The following is a 15,937-nucleotide window of genomic DNA, read 5'->3' on the forward strand; positions in this document are numbered from 1 at the left end:
CGCTTCACCCTTTACAAATTTTCAAGCTTCTTAAAAAAAGAAAACGTCTTTGGCGCTTTCTCCTTTAAAACGGCTTTCGTTTCTTCATTATAATAAAACATGGCAAACGTTTCTGCAAAGTATTCTTCCGGAAAGTTAATAAAATACGGCTGTTTTGGAAAAATCCGTCGTACTTCTTCTTTCCAAATGGATAAAAATTCGCCTTGAATGGATATATCATTGTACACATAACGTTGAATGGAATGGGCTAATTCATGTAGTTCTAAATTTACGGAACCATGCCCCATCCCTTGATCACTATGTCCGATTTTTACTAAGACAATTTTACTACCTCCGATTCCTGGTACATCGTCCCAAGTTAGTGCTGTATGCTCGTACCCACGTGGTTGTACATTCACTAAATGGGAAGCGCTTTTTTGTTCAGTCAACGTTCCAACAAACAATTTTAATTTAATCTGTTCATGATTAATTCGTTCCAGTAATTGAGGCGGCAAACGGTCTAATCGGTTAACAATGGACTCCACCGCTTTTTCATTATATGTTTCATTCGGTAAAATCACTAATTGGGAAATCAATTCTGAAGATTGGAGAGGTAGTTGCTCATATAAGGAAGTTTGGGAATAGGCGATTCCATCGACGGCCGTTGGAGGCTCATACGTACCGAAAAGGAGAAATAATAACAAGAACCAAACTTTTCCTTTTTTTAACATTGCCTTTCTACTTCCTTTCTACGTTGCTAGTTTCCTAGATTCATTATATCAAGATTTAATCATCGAATCTTCTTAAAATACTGGAAACTCTTCGCGCTGTATTCATGGAATAAGTCAGTAGAGAAGGCGAATTAGGTCATAAGAAAAGAAATTTGTCTAAAAAAAGAGAGGTATATCGACAAAATTTGTCGAAATTTAGAGGAAAACTGTTCGCTTAACCTTCTAAATTGTCCGAAAATTCTAGGAAACTGTCTGTATAAGTGGAAAAAGTGCCCTTTATTATGTACCCTTGAACAGAATAACAGTCCTTCATTAACCATTTAGTAAAAAAATCCGACCTTATAAAGAAAGGTCGGATCGTTTTTGTTCTTTTCGCTTCGTTGTCCAATAATGGCGGATAAATGTAACGACAAACATTCCCACAACAATAATAAAAAACGTCGTATGGTCGATATGAATATGGAAAACAGAAAGGAGCATTTTAATAGAAATAAAGAAAATGAGGATATAGGCTGTTGTTTCTAGTTCTGGAATGCGATCGATCAATTTTAAAAACAATCCGGCTACGCCCCGCATCATAAGGACACCTAAGATTCCACCTAACAGGAGAACCCAAACTTTATCGCTAATTCCAAAGGCTGCTAAAACACTATCGACTGAAAAGGCAATGTCCATTAACTCAACCGCTACGACCGTACCCCAAAACGTACCGAACAGCCGAACAAGAATCCCTTTTTGATTTATTCCTTCAAATTCTTCTTCCTGTTTCTCTGTTCGCTTGTCTTTAAAATATTTAATCGATAACCATGCTAAATAACCCGCACCAAGAATTTTGACCCACCAAATTTTAATTAAAAATAAACCTAGACCGATAGCAATAAAACGAAACGTATAAGCACCTAATAATCCGTAAAACAACGCCTTTCTCCGCTGTTGTTCCGGTAAATGCTTAACCATCACCGCTAAAACAAGCGCATTATCAGCAGACAGCAGTCCTTCTAATATAACTAATGTCCCAATTAATCCCCAGCTCACAGGGTCAGACAAAACTTGAATCCACATATCCCAATCAAAAAACTGGGCATACGTTTCAATCATCCCTTGCCAAATTGTTGACATTCAAAAAATCCTCCTCATTAAATGACATTGCTTGTCCGTTATCAGTTTTTAATTGTTTCATAGTTTTCCTTCTAAATCAAGTAACAATTTATGCTGACATCCAATGAGGAGGCGTATTTCGGTCCCAATAAATTTTCCCCAGAGAAAAATGCTCGGTAAATCCATCTTTATATGTATGGTAATGAAAATGAAAATAATAACCATCTAATGGAGGGTGCTCTCTTCGAACGTGAATTCGAAGACGGTCTTCGCTCGTTTTATCATCGTACAAATGAAATATTTTTTCGCTTTCTCCCCGACCAGGTGTGTTTGATATTCGTAAAGAGAATAACTCTTCATCACTTAGTGCGTTTGTAAATGATAAAATCACTTCTTCCATGTTAGGCCAAATCATTTGATGAAATTCCTCTTCAATTTTTCTTTTGATACGTGGACCAAATTTGGTGTATACTTGGGCTTCTGCTTCTTGAAGAAGTACGGATACATATTGTTTTCGGTCATGACTTTCGGATTCTGTAAGTTGAATGGATTCTGACCGCTCGTGCTGTATTTCGCTTTTTTGTCTTTTACTGTCTTTGTCGTGATCGTTTTGATCGGTCCAAAGCGAATGGGACGGGGAGATAAATCCTAACGTAAGAATAGAAATGACGACAACTAAACTACGTTTTAGCCACGTTTTCATCACTAATAGTTCTCCTTTTATATTTCTTCTTCTTTTTTCTACGAATTTCTCCCCCAAAAAGTTTCTAAATAATTCAAAAAGGGTATAAACATACTATAAAAGAATGTTAGAAAAAGGAGGTTTTTTATGGATACGGGTGTTTTTGCCACTGTGGGATTTATTCTTATGCTTATTTATTTTGTTTATTTAACGGTGACCGATTAATAAAATTTTAAAAAAAGATACTGAACCCGCATTTCATACAGGTTGAGCGGATTCAGTATCTTTCGTTTTTTGTAAGGACACCGTAATGAAACGATGCCGATGGCCGACGATACACGTGAAATCCAAACCGTTTAAACCGGCTCGAACGGTGGTAATCTTTTAAAACGACTCTATTTTTAGCGACACGTAACGCTTCTTCGATCATGTTTTCAGTTATATCGTCATAAATTGCCAATCGTTTTAACCCAGATAATCCAGATGACTCATCAATTGTTTGTTCGAACATCGGGTCAAAATAAACAACATCAAAGGAGTTATCCCTTTGTTTTTTTAAAAAGGATTCGTATCGTTCGTTAATAACGTACACTCTCCTCATCGCTTCATCCATTTCTTGGTGGTCAAATGTCCAACGTTTTAACCCATTTTGCACGATATAAGCAATATACTTGTTCCCCTCTAATGCGGTGACATTGCCAGTTCGTCCAACAATTAAGCTCGCCACGATGCTATCTGATCCCATCCCCATCGTACAGTCGAGAAAGGTCATTCCTTTGGTTAACTGAGAAGCTTCAATTAATGGGTCTTTTTCGCCTCGTAACAATCGAATCATCCGGAACGTCGCAGAGCTCGGATGAAAAAAGAACGGGGCTTTACCAAGCAATGGATGAAGCTCAATCCGTTCTTTACCAACGACGATACAGCTGTCGTTTAAACGTCCCATTAGTTGTTTCACCGTTTTTTTCTTTCGGGGAACGTATAGACACCCGAGATCATTAGCGACTTTTTTTGCTTGTTCAATCATCTCTTCATTGGTCCGTCCTGCTGTTGTTACAAACATATCATCACCTAAAAATTACGAGCAGTGTTTGTTAAAGGCTTCGGTTAAATTTTTAATAATATCTTCAATAAATTGATTTTCAATCTCCTCACGAGGAATGAAATGAACTACTTCTTTCCCTTTTAAAAGAGCCATGGACGGGGAAGATGGTTCATACCCAACAAAATATTCTCTCATTTTCGCTGTTGCTTCCCGGTCTTGACCAGCAAACACAGTAACTAAATGATCTGGTGTTTTGTCATTCGCCATCACTGCCTGGGTAGCTGCTGGGCGAGCTAGTCCTGCTGCACAACCACAAACGGAATTGACTACTACGAGTGTCGTTCCTGATACATTTTCCATAAATTGTTCCACTTCTTCTGCTGTTGTCAATTCACGGAAGCCTGCTTGCACAAGTTCTTGTCGCATCGGCTTAACTAGTTGACGCATATATTCTTCATAAGCCATTGACATATGGCATAACCTCCTTTTATTTTTACAATAAGCCTTCCTATAAGGCTATGTTATATGTCATTGTTGATTTTTAGCAAGTTATTTATACGGCGGCGACTCCAGCGGGAACAGCGTGCCAGGCAAGACCCTTACTTGAGCGTAGCGAGGGAAGCGGCTTTCACCTTGCCCGCGGAAAGCATCCGCAACAAGCGTAATGTATAAATATCAACAGTATCGTTTAACAGAGCCTATTATAAAGAATGATTTCCTTTTTGTCTTGCTTCCGTCATTTGTTTCCACACAGTTCCTTTGGCCCCTTCTATTTATTCTACTAATTGGGACAAATAATCAAAACGCTCATATAATTGCTCTAACTTTTGATTAAGTGCTTCTAATTCATTCATTAAGTATTGAGCTTTTTCAAAATCCGTGCCTGTTTCATGTAATTGTTGCTCTAAAACTTGAATTTCTTCTTCAACAGAAATAATGTTTCCTTCAATTTCTTCCCACTCTTTTTTCTCCATATAAGTCATTTTTTTCTTTTCTTTTTTTGGACGCAGGGAAGACTTCGGTGGTGATTGTTCTTCCATTTTTGACACTTTTTGAGCATGTTGAACGGCTAAATAGTCGCTATAAGTACCAATGTAACTATCGATTGAACCATTTCCGTTAAAAATAAGAAGCTGGTCTGCAATTTTATCTAGAAAATAGCGATCGTGGGAAACGGTAATGACCACACCCGGAAAGTCCTCCAAATAATCTTCAAGAACCGTTAACGTTTCCGTATCTAAATCGTTTGTTGGCTCATCTAACAATAAGACATTTGGTTGGGACATTAACAATCGAAGTAAATACAGTCGTCTTCTTTCCCCACCGGAAAGCTTGCGAATCGGGGTTCCATGAGTGTGCATCGGAAACAAGAACCGTTCTAACATTTGTGCCGCAGAAATCGTTGTTCCATCACTAAGCTGGACGACTTCGGCTTCTTCGCGAATGTATTCAATCATGCGCAACTGCTCATTCATATCTTCATGCTGTTGTTGATAGTAGGCCATACGAACGGTCGGACCGATCATTAATTCACCTTCATCTAACACCTCTTTTTGGGTAAGAATTCGAAGAAAGGTTGATTTCCCACTGCCGTTTTTTCCAACAATCCCGATACGATCCCCTGGATTTATTAAAAGAGAAAAACCGTCCAAAATGATTTTTTCATCGTATCGTTTCTTAGCATTTTTTATTTCAATCACTTTTTTACCGAGACGCGAACCAGACAATTGAAAATCGAGTTTTTCTTCCGTTCGACGAAGGGAATTTATTTCGTCTTTTAGTTGATCAAACCGATGGAGTCGTGCCTTTTGCTTCGTCGTCCGTGCTTTTGCCCCTCGACGAACCCATTCGAGCTCTTTTCGATATAAGTTTTGTTTTTTCGTAAGCATTTGTGATTCTTGTTCTTCTTTCATCGCCTTCGCTTCTAAATATGCACGATAATTTCCTGAATATGTATATATTTGTCCATGGTCTAATTCTATGATTCGGTTACATGTCCGATCTAAAAAATAACGATCGTGCGTCACTAACAGCACCGCTTTCGGATATTTCGCTAAAAATTCCTCTAACCACCTGATGGAATCGGCATCTAAATGGTTGGTCGGTTCGTCTAAAATTAATAAATCTGGTGTTTCAATTAGTACTTGAGCTAATGCCACTCGTTTTTTCTGTCCACCCGAAAGTTCTCCAACTTTTTGATCTAAACGCTCAATTCCTAATTTGAATAATATAATTTTTGCTTGTGCGCTGACATCCCATGCGTTCAACGCATCCATTTTCTTTTGATATTCAGACAATTCTTTTTGTAACCGTTCATTTAATGGATCTTGTTCAAAACGTTTCAGAAATTGTTCATATTCTTTTGCTAGTTGAACGATCGGCGAAGAACTTTGAAAGATTTGATCCATCACCGTTAAGTGATTAGCTAATTCAGGGGTTTGAGACAAATAGCCGATGGTAAAATCTTTAGGAGCGACAATCGTTCCAGCATCAGGGTCATCAAGTCCAGCTATCAATTTTAATAAACTTGATTTTCCGGTTCCATTTATACCAATTAAACCTACTCGATCATTCTGTTGAATGGTAAAGGATATATCTTTAAATAGTTGTTTTTCACCGTAAGATTTTGATAGATGTTCAATATTCAGCATCAAACTCACCTTTCCACTCTCGAAAAAACTGTTGTAAAAATTGTTCCATATAGGCATGACGTTCGGTAGCAATTGTTTTTGCCGTATCTGTAAAAAGCTTTTCTTTTAATAGAAGCAGCTTTTCGTAAAAATGATGAATCGTCGAAGTACGCTCATTCCGGTACTGCTCAACGGTCATATCCAAGCGAATCGGTAAAGAAGGATTATAGATTAGTTGACCTATTTTTCCACCATATGCAAAAGTTCGAGCGATACCGATTGCCCCAATTGCATCTAATCGGTCGGCGTCGCGAACAATTTGCCCTTCAATCGACGATAAATGTGCTTCGTTGCCACCTTTATATCCAATTTTTTCGATGATGTCTACAATTTTGTTTTGTTGTGAAGAGGGAATACAATTTAAAACAAACCATTCCATTAATTCTTGCTTTTCCCGTTCGACGTCAGAAACTAATTTGTCGTCTAACACATCGTGAAAGAGCGACGCAAGCTCAATGATGAATGAATCTCCTTTTTGTTCTTTGTTAGAAATATATAGGGCTAATTTTCGAACACGATCAATATGGTACCAATCATGACCGGTCGAATCGTTTCCTAATTTCTTTTGGACATACTGTTCCGCCTTTTGAATCACTTCCATCATACCGTATTCTCCTCTCCATCCTCTTCTCAAGATTCTTGGGCCAATTTTTGCAACGTTTCCTTCATCATCTCTACTTGAACTAAAAGTTCATTCATCATTTCTTCTTGTACAGGTTTCGGAAAGTGGATGATGATTTCTGTTGTTTTCGGGTGGGAGGTAGAAATAATTTGACGAATTTCATATATTCCATCTTCTCCCCACACTGATTGGATGACGCTTAGTTTGGAAGATAAAAAGGAAGATGGTCCTTCAAATAATACGGTTACTGTGGCTCCGCTTTCCAAACCTAAACGGGGGATTAATTCCGATGCCAGTTGGGCTAAAGTTGCTTTTAATGAAATAGATGCTCGTACTTTTTCACACAACGGAAGGTGAAACGTAATTTCGTATTCTCGAGATAGGCTCGCTAAGTCGATAACGTCCTTCCGGTTTTCAATTAAAAGCGTACCGCTTAAATCAGCATCATAAACGGCACCTTCGAGAACCGTTTTCATATTGTCAAAAGCAGTTGGGTCAAACATTCGATCACCTCATATCTTACATAGAAAAGACAGGGGAGCTTTGGTGAGTCTCCCCTTTATTACGTTATTAGAATAATCCAATAGCTTGGCCTTTTTCAGTGACGTCCATTTGAAACGCGGCTGGATATTTAGGTAATCCAGGCATGGTCATCACATCCCCTGTTAGTGCGACAATAAAACCAGCACCTAAGCGAGGAACAAGTTCACGGACATGGATTGTAAAATCAGATGGACGTCCGAGCAGAGTTGGATCATCCGATAAGGAATATTGCGTTTTCGCCATACAGATTGGGAAATGGGTCCATCCGTGGCGCTCTAGTTCGGATAATTGTTTTTTCGCTTTGGCCGAAAATTCAACCTCTTTTGCTCCGTAAACAGTAGTCGCAATGACTTCAATTTTTTCTTCGATGGATTGTGAAACATCATAAAGTGGGGCAAATGCTTGAGAATCTTTTTCTATTTGTTCCAACACTTTTGTCGCTAACGAGCGACCCCCTTCCCCACCTTTCTCCCATACTTCTGTTAATGCAAATGGATAGTCGTGTTCCGTGCACCATTGCTCTATCGTGTGTAGTTCCTCTTGTGTATCAGTTATAAATCGGTTAATCGCCACAACCAATGGGACTCCAAATTGTTGAATCGTCTCTATATGCTTTTGTAAATTGGCTAATCCCTTTTGTAAAGCAGCTACATTTTCTTCTTTTAAATGTTCTTTTTTGACGCCACCGTGCATTTTTAAGGCTCGAACCGTTGCAACAATGACGACAGCGCTTGGTGACACACCTAACGCTCTTGATTTAATATGCATAAACTTTTCCGCTCCTAAATCAGAACCAAAACCAGCTTCTGTAACGACATAATCAGCTAATTTCATCGCTGTACTTGTCGCCATCACACTATTACACCCATGGGCGATGTTAGCAAAAGGACCACCATGCACAAGTGCTGGGGTATGTTCAATTGTTTGAACAAGATTTGGTTTTAGCGCGTCTTTTAATAATAGGGTTAATGCTCCTTCTACACCTAAATCTTTAACCGTGACGGGTTCTTTATCCAGATTGTACGCCACAACTATACGAGACAGCCTCTTTTTTAAGTCCGACAAGCTCGTAGCGAGACATAAGACGGCCATCATTTCTGATGCCACCGTAATATCAAATCCATCCTCACGAGGAACGCCATGACCAGCTCCTCCTAATCCAACAACTACTTTGCGTAAGGCACGGTCGTTTAAATCTAAGACGCGTTTCCAAACAATTCTTCGCTGGTCAATACGAAGTTCATTTCCTTGATGAATATGATTATCAATAAATGCTGATAGCGCATTGTTAGCGGTTGTTATCGCATGAATATCGCCTGTAAAATGGAGGTTAATATCTTCCATGGGCAATACTTGCGCATACCCTCCACCAGTTGCTCCCCCTTTAATCCCCATCGTCGGTCCAAGTGATGGTTCGCGCATCGCAATCATCGCTTTTTTTCCTAGCTGATTAAGAGCATCTCCTAATCCGACTGTCACCGTCGATTTTCCTTCCCCAGCCGGTGTTGGATTAATGGCTGTCACAAGAATTACTTTTCCATCCTCTTTTGTTTTTAACCGTTCAATAGCTTTGAACGAAATTTTTGCTTTATATTTTCCATAAAGTTCGATGTCATCGTCGGATAAACCAATCGTTTCTGCAATTTCAGTAATTGGACGTAACTTCGCTTCTTGAGCTATTTCGATATCAGATTTTACCTTTATTTCTGTGAACATGATGTTTCCTCCAATCGATCCTGCAGTCTCTCTCATTTTAGCATGTCCGAAAATGAAATAACTCTATAGAGTGAAAAAAAGGGAAAAGTATTTGTATTCGTTTGTGGCTCGCGTTTAGAATGGAGGAAAACGGTCTGGTAATTAAATAAGATTATTTAAATCCAAAAATGTGTCTAGAATCGAAAGAACATGATTCGTCTAATGTGGAAGTTTGTAAAGAATTCGACTTGATTCATTCCATATAAACGAAAAAAGCAGGTATTTAACCAGCTTTTTTACATCTTTTGCAAAACAAATAGCCACATAAAGGTTAGCGCTTGTTTCAGTTCTAACGGTAAATGACTAACGAGGGCTTCCGTGACCCCGCGTTTGTACACACCCGCTTCTCCAACCTTTTTCCAACCTTGTAAAGTCGCTAATCGTTCGAATTCCCACGGCATCATTGTATTACATATCACTTTTTCGCTTAACAAACGTCCAAAACTATTCGTTCGTGGATGAGCGGTCGGTCCTAAAATGCCAACAACTAGATAACCTTCTGTTTTTAAAAGACGTCTCCATTCTTGTAGCACTTCGTTCGGTGATTCCGTCCATTCAATTGAATTAATGGCTAACAAGGCGTCAAATGAATCATCCTTAAAAGGGGTTTTACCAATATCCCCTTGGACAAATCGAAGCCCATCTCGTTCCCTCTTTTTCGCCAAATCCACCATTTCGTGGGACAAGTCTATGCCAATCACATCATAGCCATTTATCGAAAGCAAGTAAGAGCCATACCCGTCACCGCATCCTAAATCACAAACGGTTAGTCCTTTTGGTACAAACTTTGTAAACAACGGAATAATCGACTTTCGGCTTCCGCTTTCCCACATGTCTTTACTACGTTTATGCCAATCCTTTGCCTTTTCATCCCATGCTTGCTCTGCTTTCTGTTTCCAAGATGTATCCATATCCATCTCCTTTAAAACATTTATTGCAAACATCGTATTATTTACTTCTTCGTATCTCTTTTAAATCCTTCCTTATGGACAAAACCATATTGGATATACTAATACTAACTAATAAAAGAAAGGAAAGAACAATGGAATATATTGAAAAAGTACAATTAAATCATTTTGGTGACATTATTAGCTTTCAAACGAATACAGGAAGAATTATTTCGTATCGAAAAGCACTGCAGGAAGCAGAAAACGGCTTAATTCAAGGAGCATATGTAAAAAATAAACGGCTATACAACGAAGAAAGCGGAGAGGAGTTTCATCAGTTTCCACTCTTGGATGGGGAATAAGAAAAAGCTGCCTATAATGGGCAGCTTTACGAATTTTGTTCGTTTTTTTCTTGAATGATTCGTAATTCTTGAACACGTTCCGGATTTTCTTCAAAAAATTGGACGAGATCACCGATGCGATCGATGGAGTCCCAACTGAGGTGATGCTCTATCCCTTCCACATCTTCATATATATTCTCCTCTTTGACGCCAATCAGTCGCAAAAACTGCTCTAATAATTCGTGACGGTCTACTAAACGTTTTCCAACTTTTCTTCCTTTGGCCGTTAACACGAGCCCACGATATTTTTCATAAACAAGGTAGTCATCTTTATCAAGCTTTTGGACCATTTTCGTTACAGAGGAGGGATGGACAGAAAGAGCTTCTGCTATATCCGAAACACGTGCATAACCTTTTTGCTCAATTAAAAGGTAAATTTGTTCAATATAATCTTCCATACTCGGTGTTGGCATCCCTTACCCTCCTATACGAAATAACATGAATCATTAAAAGTTTACTATAATACAAAGGAATTAACAAGGTAGGATACCAAATTATTGCTGAATTCGGATGGACCGTTGGGACCACCATTTAGAAATAAGCCCATATTTAGGCGAAAATAAGAATACAAGTAAGAAGACAACACCCGCCATCGTAGCCATGGCACCGGAGATCGATACGTCCAAATAGCGAGCTGTGTAATAGCCAAGCACGGCATCAATACATCCAATACATGCACTTAAGACAAGCATATTGGAAAATTTATCGGTTAATAAATATGCGGTAGCTCCAGGTGCGATTAACATCGCTACGACTAGAATCGCCCCTACACTATCAAAAGCTGAGACGGTCGTAACTGAAACCATTCCCATTAACAAATAATGAATAAAAATAGTTGGTAATCCAATTGCGGCAGCCAAACCTGGGTCAAATGAAGTAATTTTAAATTCCTTGTAAAAGAGAACGATTAGTAATACATTCAAAATGAAAATAGATGTAAGCATAACAACCGATTTCGGGGTGCTACCTATTATTGGAAGTTCAACAGTATTCCAAGGAACAAACGCAATTTCACCCATCAACGCATGCTCGACGTCTAAATGAACGTTTCCAGCATAAAGAGAAATTAATATAACCCCTAAAGCGAACATTGACGTAAACACAACACCAATCGCCGCATCTTCTTGGATACCACTGCTGTTAAACAACTGCACGATAAACGCTGTTAATAATCCAGCGACCGCAGCTCCGATAAGCATGTAAAATCCATTTAAGCTATGGCTAATTAAAAACGCCATAACAATTCCGAGCAATACTGTATGACTAATGGCATCCGCAAGCATCGCCATTTTTCTTAATATTAAAAAGCTCCCGATGACGCCGCAAGAAATACCGACTAAACATCCTGTTAAAATAATCCAAGCTTCATAGCTCATAGGACCCTTCTCCTTTTGAATAATACGCATACTTCGTTACATAGGGGAAACCTTCTTTTTGACGAAATTTCTTCTCCATTTGCCGAACCGCTTGTTCATTTACCGTGTCAATTGTTGCTTGGTCTAACAATTGCGATTCTTTTACCGATAAAGTTTGAGGATACATTTCCGCAAACACACGAAGACGTTCAATCGTTTGCCATTGTTCACCTTTCGCTTTTCCTTCATCGGTAAGCTGGTATGCTTCGTTTTTCGTTTCAATCCAGCCATGGCGTTCCAATTTCTTTAAAACGAAATAAAGTTCCCAGGAAGCTGTCCGTACGTGTTCCGATAATTTAGTAAAAGGTAGCGGCTTATTTTGTTCAAGCAAGATCATTAATACTTTGGCTGCTGCAAGTTGCCAGTCGTTTATCTTACGTCTCCACCACTTGGCCAAAAGTCCGCGCTTTGGAGCAAATAAGATTGACACAAGAAAGATGGTCGTACTCGTTAACACGATAAATGGGCCAGTCGCTAAACTTCGCCCAAGGGTGCTTATGAGTGTTCCAATAACACCAGAGATAGCACCTACCGTTCCTGAAATAATGACCATCCAACCTAACGAATCGGTCCAATACCGAGCCGAAATGGCTGGAATAATAAGCATTGCCGACATCAAAATGACCCCGACGGCTTGAATCCCGATAACCACTGTAATGACAAGTAACGTTGAAAATAAAAAGTTTAAAAACCCGACAGGCAACCCTATTCCTTGGGCAAATTGCGGATCAAAGGTCGATACTTTAAATTCTTTAAAAAGGAAAAACGTAACTATAATTAACACAACAGCAGTGCCAGCCATCAATTGGACGTCTTTGGCAATCATGGATGCTGCTTGCCCAAAAATAAAGTCGTCTAAGCCACTTTTATTTCCTGAAGATGATTGAATCACTTTTGTTAACAAAACAATACCTAAGCCAAAAAAGACAGATAAAACAAGCCCTATCGCTGTGTCCTCTTTTAAACGAGAATGTCCCGAAATGAATTGAATCGAATAGGAAGCGAGCAAACCAGTAAGGGCGGCACCTACCAACAAGCCGAGCATATGTTTTTCGCCCATGAATAAAAAGGCAAGGCATATTCCAGGAAGGGCAGCATGGGCCACCGCATCACCGATTAAGCTTTGTTTTCGTAACAGTGCAAAGCTACCTAAAACACCACTAGCCACCCCAAGTAACAAAGTTCCAAGAAGAACCCATTGCGTATTGGCATCTGTTAAGATTGAAGTCCATATTTTTTCCATTGTTTCTCCCTCACTACGGTTGAATAACCATGGAATTTTGTTCTAAAAAGGAGAGTCGGCCACCGTATGTTTGTTGTAAATTTTCTATTGTGAAAACGTCTTCTGTTGGACCTTGGGCAATAACTTTTTTGTTTAACAATAACACCCAATCAAAATACTCTTTCACCGTTTGTAAATCGTGATGAACTACTAAAACCGTCTTTCCTTTCGCCTTTAAATCATTTAAGATTTGGATAATCGCTTTTTCTGTTGCAGCATCAACCCCAACAAACGGTTCATCCATGAAGTACACTTCCGCATTTTGGGCTAGGGCACGTGCTAAAAAGACCCGTTGTTGTTGTCCACCTGATAATTGGCTTATTTGTCGGTCGGCATAGCCATCCATACCAACCCGTCGCAAGCATTCCATTGCAATTTCGATGTCTTCTTTGGAAGGACGGCGAAACCATCCAATATGGCCATACCGTCCCATTAAAACAACATCTAAAGCGTTCGTTGGGAAATCCCAATCAACAGAACCACGTTGGGGAACATACCCAACTTTTTTCTTTTTAGGTGAATATTTTTCACCGAAAATTGTAATCTCTCCCGAAGCGCGTGGAATAAGACCTAATACCGCTTTTATTAACGTAGATTTACCTGCCCCGTTTGGACCGATAATCCCAATTAGTTTTCCGCTTGGAACGGAAAAAGTCACATCGATCAAAACCGGTTTTTTATGATAAGCGACTGTTAATTGTTTTACTTCTACTGGATTCATATCGAACCCTCCCTATTTTAACGCCTCTACAATCGTATCGACGTTATGCTTATACATACCTAAGTACGTACCTTCTTCTGTTCCTTCTTCACCCATAGCATCAGAGTACAATTCTCCTCCAATGGATACATCATGGCCTTTCTTCTTTGCTCCTTCAATCACTGCTTGAATGGAGCGTTCGGAAATAGAAGATTCAATAAAGACGGCTTTAATATTACGTTCGACTAAAACATCCACTAAATGTTGAATGTCCCCTAATCCGTATTCGGAGTCCGTACTTAGTCCTTGAAGTCCCTTTACTTCCATATTATAGGCAGCCCCAAAGTAGTTGAATGCATCGTGAGCGGTTACTAACACACGTTGAGAATCCGGAATTAATGCCATTTGTTCTTCAGCGTATTTCTTTAATTGATCTAACTTTGCAAAATATGCTTCGGTATTTTTTTCGTATTCTTCTTTATGCTCTGGATCTAATTCAATTAATCCTTTTTTCACTTCTGTTAACGCTAGTTTCCAAAGGTCAATATTAAACCAAATGTGTGGATCAATTATGTTTGGATCTTGAGGATCTTTCCGTAACTTTTCTTCAGGAATGGCTTCAGCAATCGCATACGCAGGTTTTTCTTTGCTCATATTTTCAAAAATCTCTAGCATTTTCCCTTCTAAATGTAAACCATTGTAAAAAATGATGTCTGCATTTTGTAATTTTTGAATATCGCTATGCGAAGCTTTATATAAGTGTGGATCGTCACCAGGTCCCATTAAGCTGTCAACTTCTACGTATTCTCCACCAATATTTTTTACCCCATCAGCTATTTGGGCAATGGTCGTCGTGACATGGATTTTTTCATTTTCGTTTCCAGTCTCAGTGGATTCATTGGAACATGCGGCTACACTTAATAACAACATTGATACCATAAAAAACATCCATACTCTCGCAACTTTCATTAAAAAACCCCTCCTAATTGTGTACAATCAACTATTTTGCCCTCGGGCAAATTTTAACGAAAAAAATATAGATAGTTCATGTGTATGCTAGGCGTTTATTAATGTGCCTAATTTTTTTCGTAACCCTATAATTTTTTCCCTAGTACAAATTTTATGTTATGGCTCAAACCACGTCAACAATTTTGTCATGATTGAACTAATTTTTTTGGCTGTGTTATATGTCTGTTGATTTAGTAAGGATTCACATGAAGCGAAAGGCGGCGACTACAGCGGGAACAAGAAGCCAGGCAAGACTCATACTTGAGCGTAGCGAGGGAAGCGGCTTGCGGCTTGCCCACAGAAAGCGCCCGCCACAAGTGTAATGTATAAATATCAACAGTTTCGTTTAACAAAGCCAATTTTTTTAGAAAGTTAAAACGTTGGGTTCCACAATCATCTTCAACTCTCCCTGACAATATTGCACAGAATCAACACAATTGGTAACCAAATGAAAGTAAAAATTTCTGAAAATCAAATAGGCCCACAAAGATTGTAAAAATTTTTTCAATTTCTTGACTCGACGATTTCAATAGTGTATAGTATAGTCATCATTTAACAGAATATGTTCCGCCATTTTATGGTAGCCTGAATATATTCCGTTTAATGATAATATATTTTTAAAAAAGCCAGTGTGCTTGAAAGGTTTAGGAGGATTAGAAACATGCAAAACGGTAAAGTAAAATGGTTTAACAATGAGAAAGGCTACGGATTTATTGAAGTTGAAGGCGGAGACGATGTTTTCGTTCACTTCACTGCAATCCAAGGAGAAGGGTTTAAAACGTTAGAAGAAGGTCAAAAGGTTTCTTTTGAAATTGTGGAAGGTGCACGTGGTCCACAAGCAGCGAACGTTGTCAAATTATAATTCAAACTTAATGACTATATAAACAAAGGGCTAACACAATTGTTAGCCCTTTTCGTTATGTCAGTTTTCGACCGATTTTCTTTATTTTTTCACCAACCGTACATTGCTGAATACAAAATTTATGTGCAAAGGTTTTCCCAAATTCTTTTCGAAAATGTGCTTTTAACCAACACCCATCACAATACATGGTTAGTAGTTCATCTACTTGTGCTATGACTTCTTTTCGCTTCAATTGTT

Annotated in this window: 19 protein-coding genes; 3 read left to right on the plus strand and 16 right to left on the minus strand. The window is 38.8% G+C overall.

Translation table 11 applies throughout. The annotated features are described in order from the left end of the window. Positions 1 to 11: 11 nt before the first annotated feature. The 5 genes from H0Z31_08090 to H0Z31_08110 all read right to left on the minus strand — a co-directional run bounded on the left by H0Z31_08090 (position 12) and on the right by H0Z31_08110 (position 4,006). Positions 12 to 710 (minus strand): toxin, encoded by a 699-nt coding sequence (locus tag H0Z31_08090; protein ID MBO8177398.1) that lies wholly within the window; start codon positions 708 to 710, stop codon positions 12 to 14. 339 nt (positions 711 to 1,049) lie between these two features. Beyond that, complete coding sequence (locus H0Z31_08095) at positions 1,050 to 1,829, minus strand: TerC family protein (protein MBO8177399.1); 780 nt, start codon at positions 1,827 to 1,829, stop codon at positions 1,050 to 1,052. Positions 1,830 to 1,917: 88 nt separating this feature from the next. Beyond that, positions 1,918 to 2,511: a YpjP family protein gene (locus H0Z31_08100; protein MBO8177400.1), complete on the minus strand. Its 594-nt coding sequence runs from the start codon at positions 2,509 to 2,511 to the stop codon at positions 1,918 to 1,920. 256 nt (positions 2,512 to 2,767) lie between these two features. Continuing rightward, positions 2,768 to 3,553, minus strand: a complete 786-nt coding sequence (locus H0Z31_08105; GenBank protein ID MBO8177401.1) for a class I SAM-dependent methyltransferase — start codon at positions 3,551 to 3,553, stop codon at positions 2,768 to 2,770. 15 nt (positions 3,554 to 3,568) lie between these two features. After that, positions 3,569 to 4,006 (minus strand): BrxA/BrxB family bacilliredoxin, encoded by a 438-nt coding sequence (locus H0Z31_08110; protein ID MBO8177402.1) that lies wholly within the window; start codon positions 4,004 to 4,006, stop codon positions 3,569 to 3,571. 54 nt (positions 4,007 to 4,060) lie between these two features. Between H0Z31_08110 and H0Z31_08115 the strand changes: the two genes are divergently transcribed. Next, positions 4,061 to 4,207, plus strand: coding sequence for a hypothetical protein (locus H0Z31_08115; GenBank protein ID MBO8177403.1), 147 nt, complete (start codon positions 4,061 to 4,063; stop codon positions 4,205 to 4,207). 101 nt (positions 4,208 to 4,308) lie between these two features. Here H0Z31_08115 and H0Z31_08120 read toward each other — a convergent pair whose 3' ends face one another. The 5 genes from H0Z31_08120 to H0Z31_08140 all read right to left on the minus strand — a co-directional run bounded on the left by H0Z31_08120 (position 4,309) and on the right by H0Z31_08140 (position 10,056). After that, complete coding sequence (locus tag H0Z31_08120; protein MBO8177404.1) at positions 4,309 to 6,186, minus strand: ABC-F family ATP-binding cassette domain-containing protein; 1,878 nt, start codon at positions 6,184 to 6,186, stop codon at positions 4,309 to 4,311. Further along, positions 6,173 to 6,829, minus strand: coding sequence for an HD domain-containing protein (locus H0Z31_08125; GenBank protein ID MBO8177405.1), 657 nt, complete (start codon positions 6,827 to 6,829; stop codon positions 6,173 to 6,175). Before H0Z31_08125 ends, H0Z31_08120 begins: the two co-directional genes overlap by 14 nt. Positions 6,830 to 6,855: 26 nt before the next feature. Continuing rightward, on the minus strand, positions 6,856 to 7,350 hold the full coding sequence (locus H0Z31_08130; GenBank protein ID MBO8177406.1) for a hypothetical protein: 495 nt from the start codon (positions 7,348 to 7,350) through the stop codon (positions 6,856 to 6,858). Positions 7,351 to 7,417: 67 nt separating this feature from the next. Then, complete coding sequence (locus H0Z31_08135) at positions 7,418 to 9,106, minus strand: formate--tetrahydrofolate ligase (GenBank protein ID MBO8177407.1); 1,689 nt, start codon at positions 9,104 to 9,106, stop codon at positions 7,418 to 7,420. 275 nt (positions 9,107 to 9,381) lie between these two features. Continuing rightward, positions 9,382 to 10,056, minus strand: coding sequence for a class I SAM-dependent methyltransferase (locus H0Z31_08140; protein ID MBO8177408.1), 675 nt, complete (start codon positions 10,054 to 10,056; stop codon positions 9,382 to 9,384). A 131-nt stretch (positions 10,057 to 10,187) separates the two neighbouring features. Here H0Z31_08140 and H0Z31_08145 point away from each other — a divergent pair, with 131 nt between their 5' ends. Continuing rightward, on the plus strand, positions 10,188 to 10,394 hold the full coding sequence (locus H0Z31_08145) for a hypothetical protein (protein MBO8177409.1): 207 nt from the start codon (positions 10,188 to 10,190) through the stop codon (positions 10,392 to 10,394). A gap of 26 nt (positions 10,395 to 10,420) precedes the next feature. Here the strand turns inward: H0Z31_08145 and mntR are convergent, their stop codons facing one another. The 5 genes from mntR to H0Z31_08170 form a co-directional block, all read right to left on the minus strand. Next, positions 10,421 to 10,846, minus strand: coding sequence for a transcriptional regulator MntR (gene mntR / locus H0Z31_08150; protein MBO8177410.1), 426 nt, complete (start codon positions 10,844 to 10,846; stop codon positions 10,421 to 10,423). Between the two features lie 81 nt (positions 10,847 to 10,927). Beyond that, on the minus strand, positions 10,928 to 11,809 hold the full coding sequence (locus H0Z31_08155; GenBank protein MBO8177411.1) for a metal ABC transporter permease: 882 nt from the start codon (positions 11,807 to 11,809) through the stop codon (positions 10,928 to 10,930). After that, a complete protein-coding gene (locus H0Z31_08160; protein ID MBO8177412.1) occupies positions 11,799 to 13,091 on the minus strand; it encodes a metal ABC transporter permease in 1,293 nt (430 codons plus the stop codon). The genes H0Z31_08155 and H0Z31_08160 overlap by 11 nt, the downstream gene beginning before the upstream one ends. A 13-nt stretch (positions 13,092 to 13,104) precedes the next feature. Continuing rightward, positions 13,105 to 13,851 carry a metal ABC transporter ATP-binding protein gene (locus H0Z31_08165; GenBank protein MBO8177413.1) on the minus strand — a complete coding sequence of 249 codons (747 nt, stop codon included), beginning with the start codon at positions 13,849 to 13,851 and terminating at the stop codon, positions 13,105 to 13,107. Positions 13,852 to 13,863: 12 nt separating this feature from the next. Beyond that, positions 13,864 to 14,778 (minus strand): zinc ABC transporter substrate-binding protein, encoded by a 915-nt coding sequence (locus H0Z31_08170; protein ID MBO8177414.1) that lies wholly within the window; start codon positions 14,776 to 14,778, stop codon positions 13,864 to 13,866. Positions 14,779 to 15,499: 721 nt separating this feature from the next. Here H0Z31_08170 and H0Z31_08175 point away from each other — a divergent pair. Further along, on the plus strand, positions 15,500 to 15,700 hold the full coding sequence (locus tag H0Z31_08175; protein MBO8177415.1) for a cold-shock protein: 201 nt from the start codon (positions 15,500 to 15,502) through the stop codon (positions 15,698 to 15,700). A gap of 55 nt (positions 15,701 to 15,755) precedes the next feature. Here the strand turns inward: H0Z31_08175 and H0Z31_08180 are convergent, their stop codons facing one another. Continuing rightward, positions 15,756 to 15,932, minus strand: coding sequence for a zinc-finger domain-containing protein (locus H0Z31_08180; GenBank protein MBO8177416.1), 177 nt, complete (start codon positions 15,930 to 15,932; stop codon positions 15,756 to 15,758). Positions 15,933 to 15,937: the final 5 nt, after the last annotated feature.

This window comes from Bacillus sp. (in: firmicutes) (genome assembly GCA_017656295.1).
Lineage (GTDB): Bacteria > Bacillota > Bacilli > Bacillales > JACDOC01 > JACDOC01.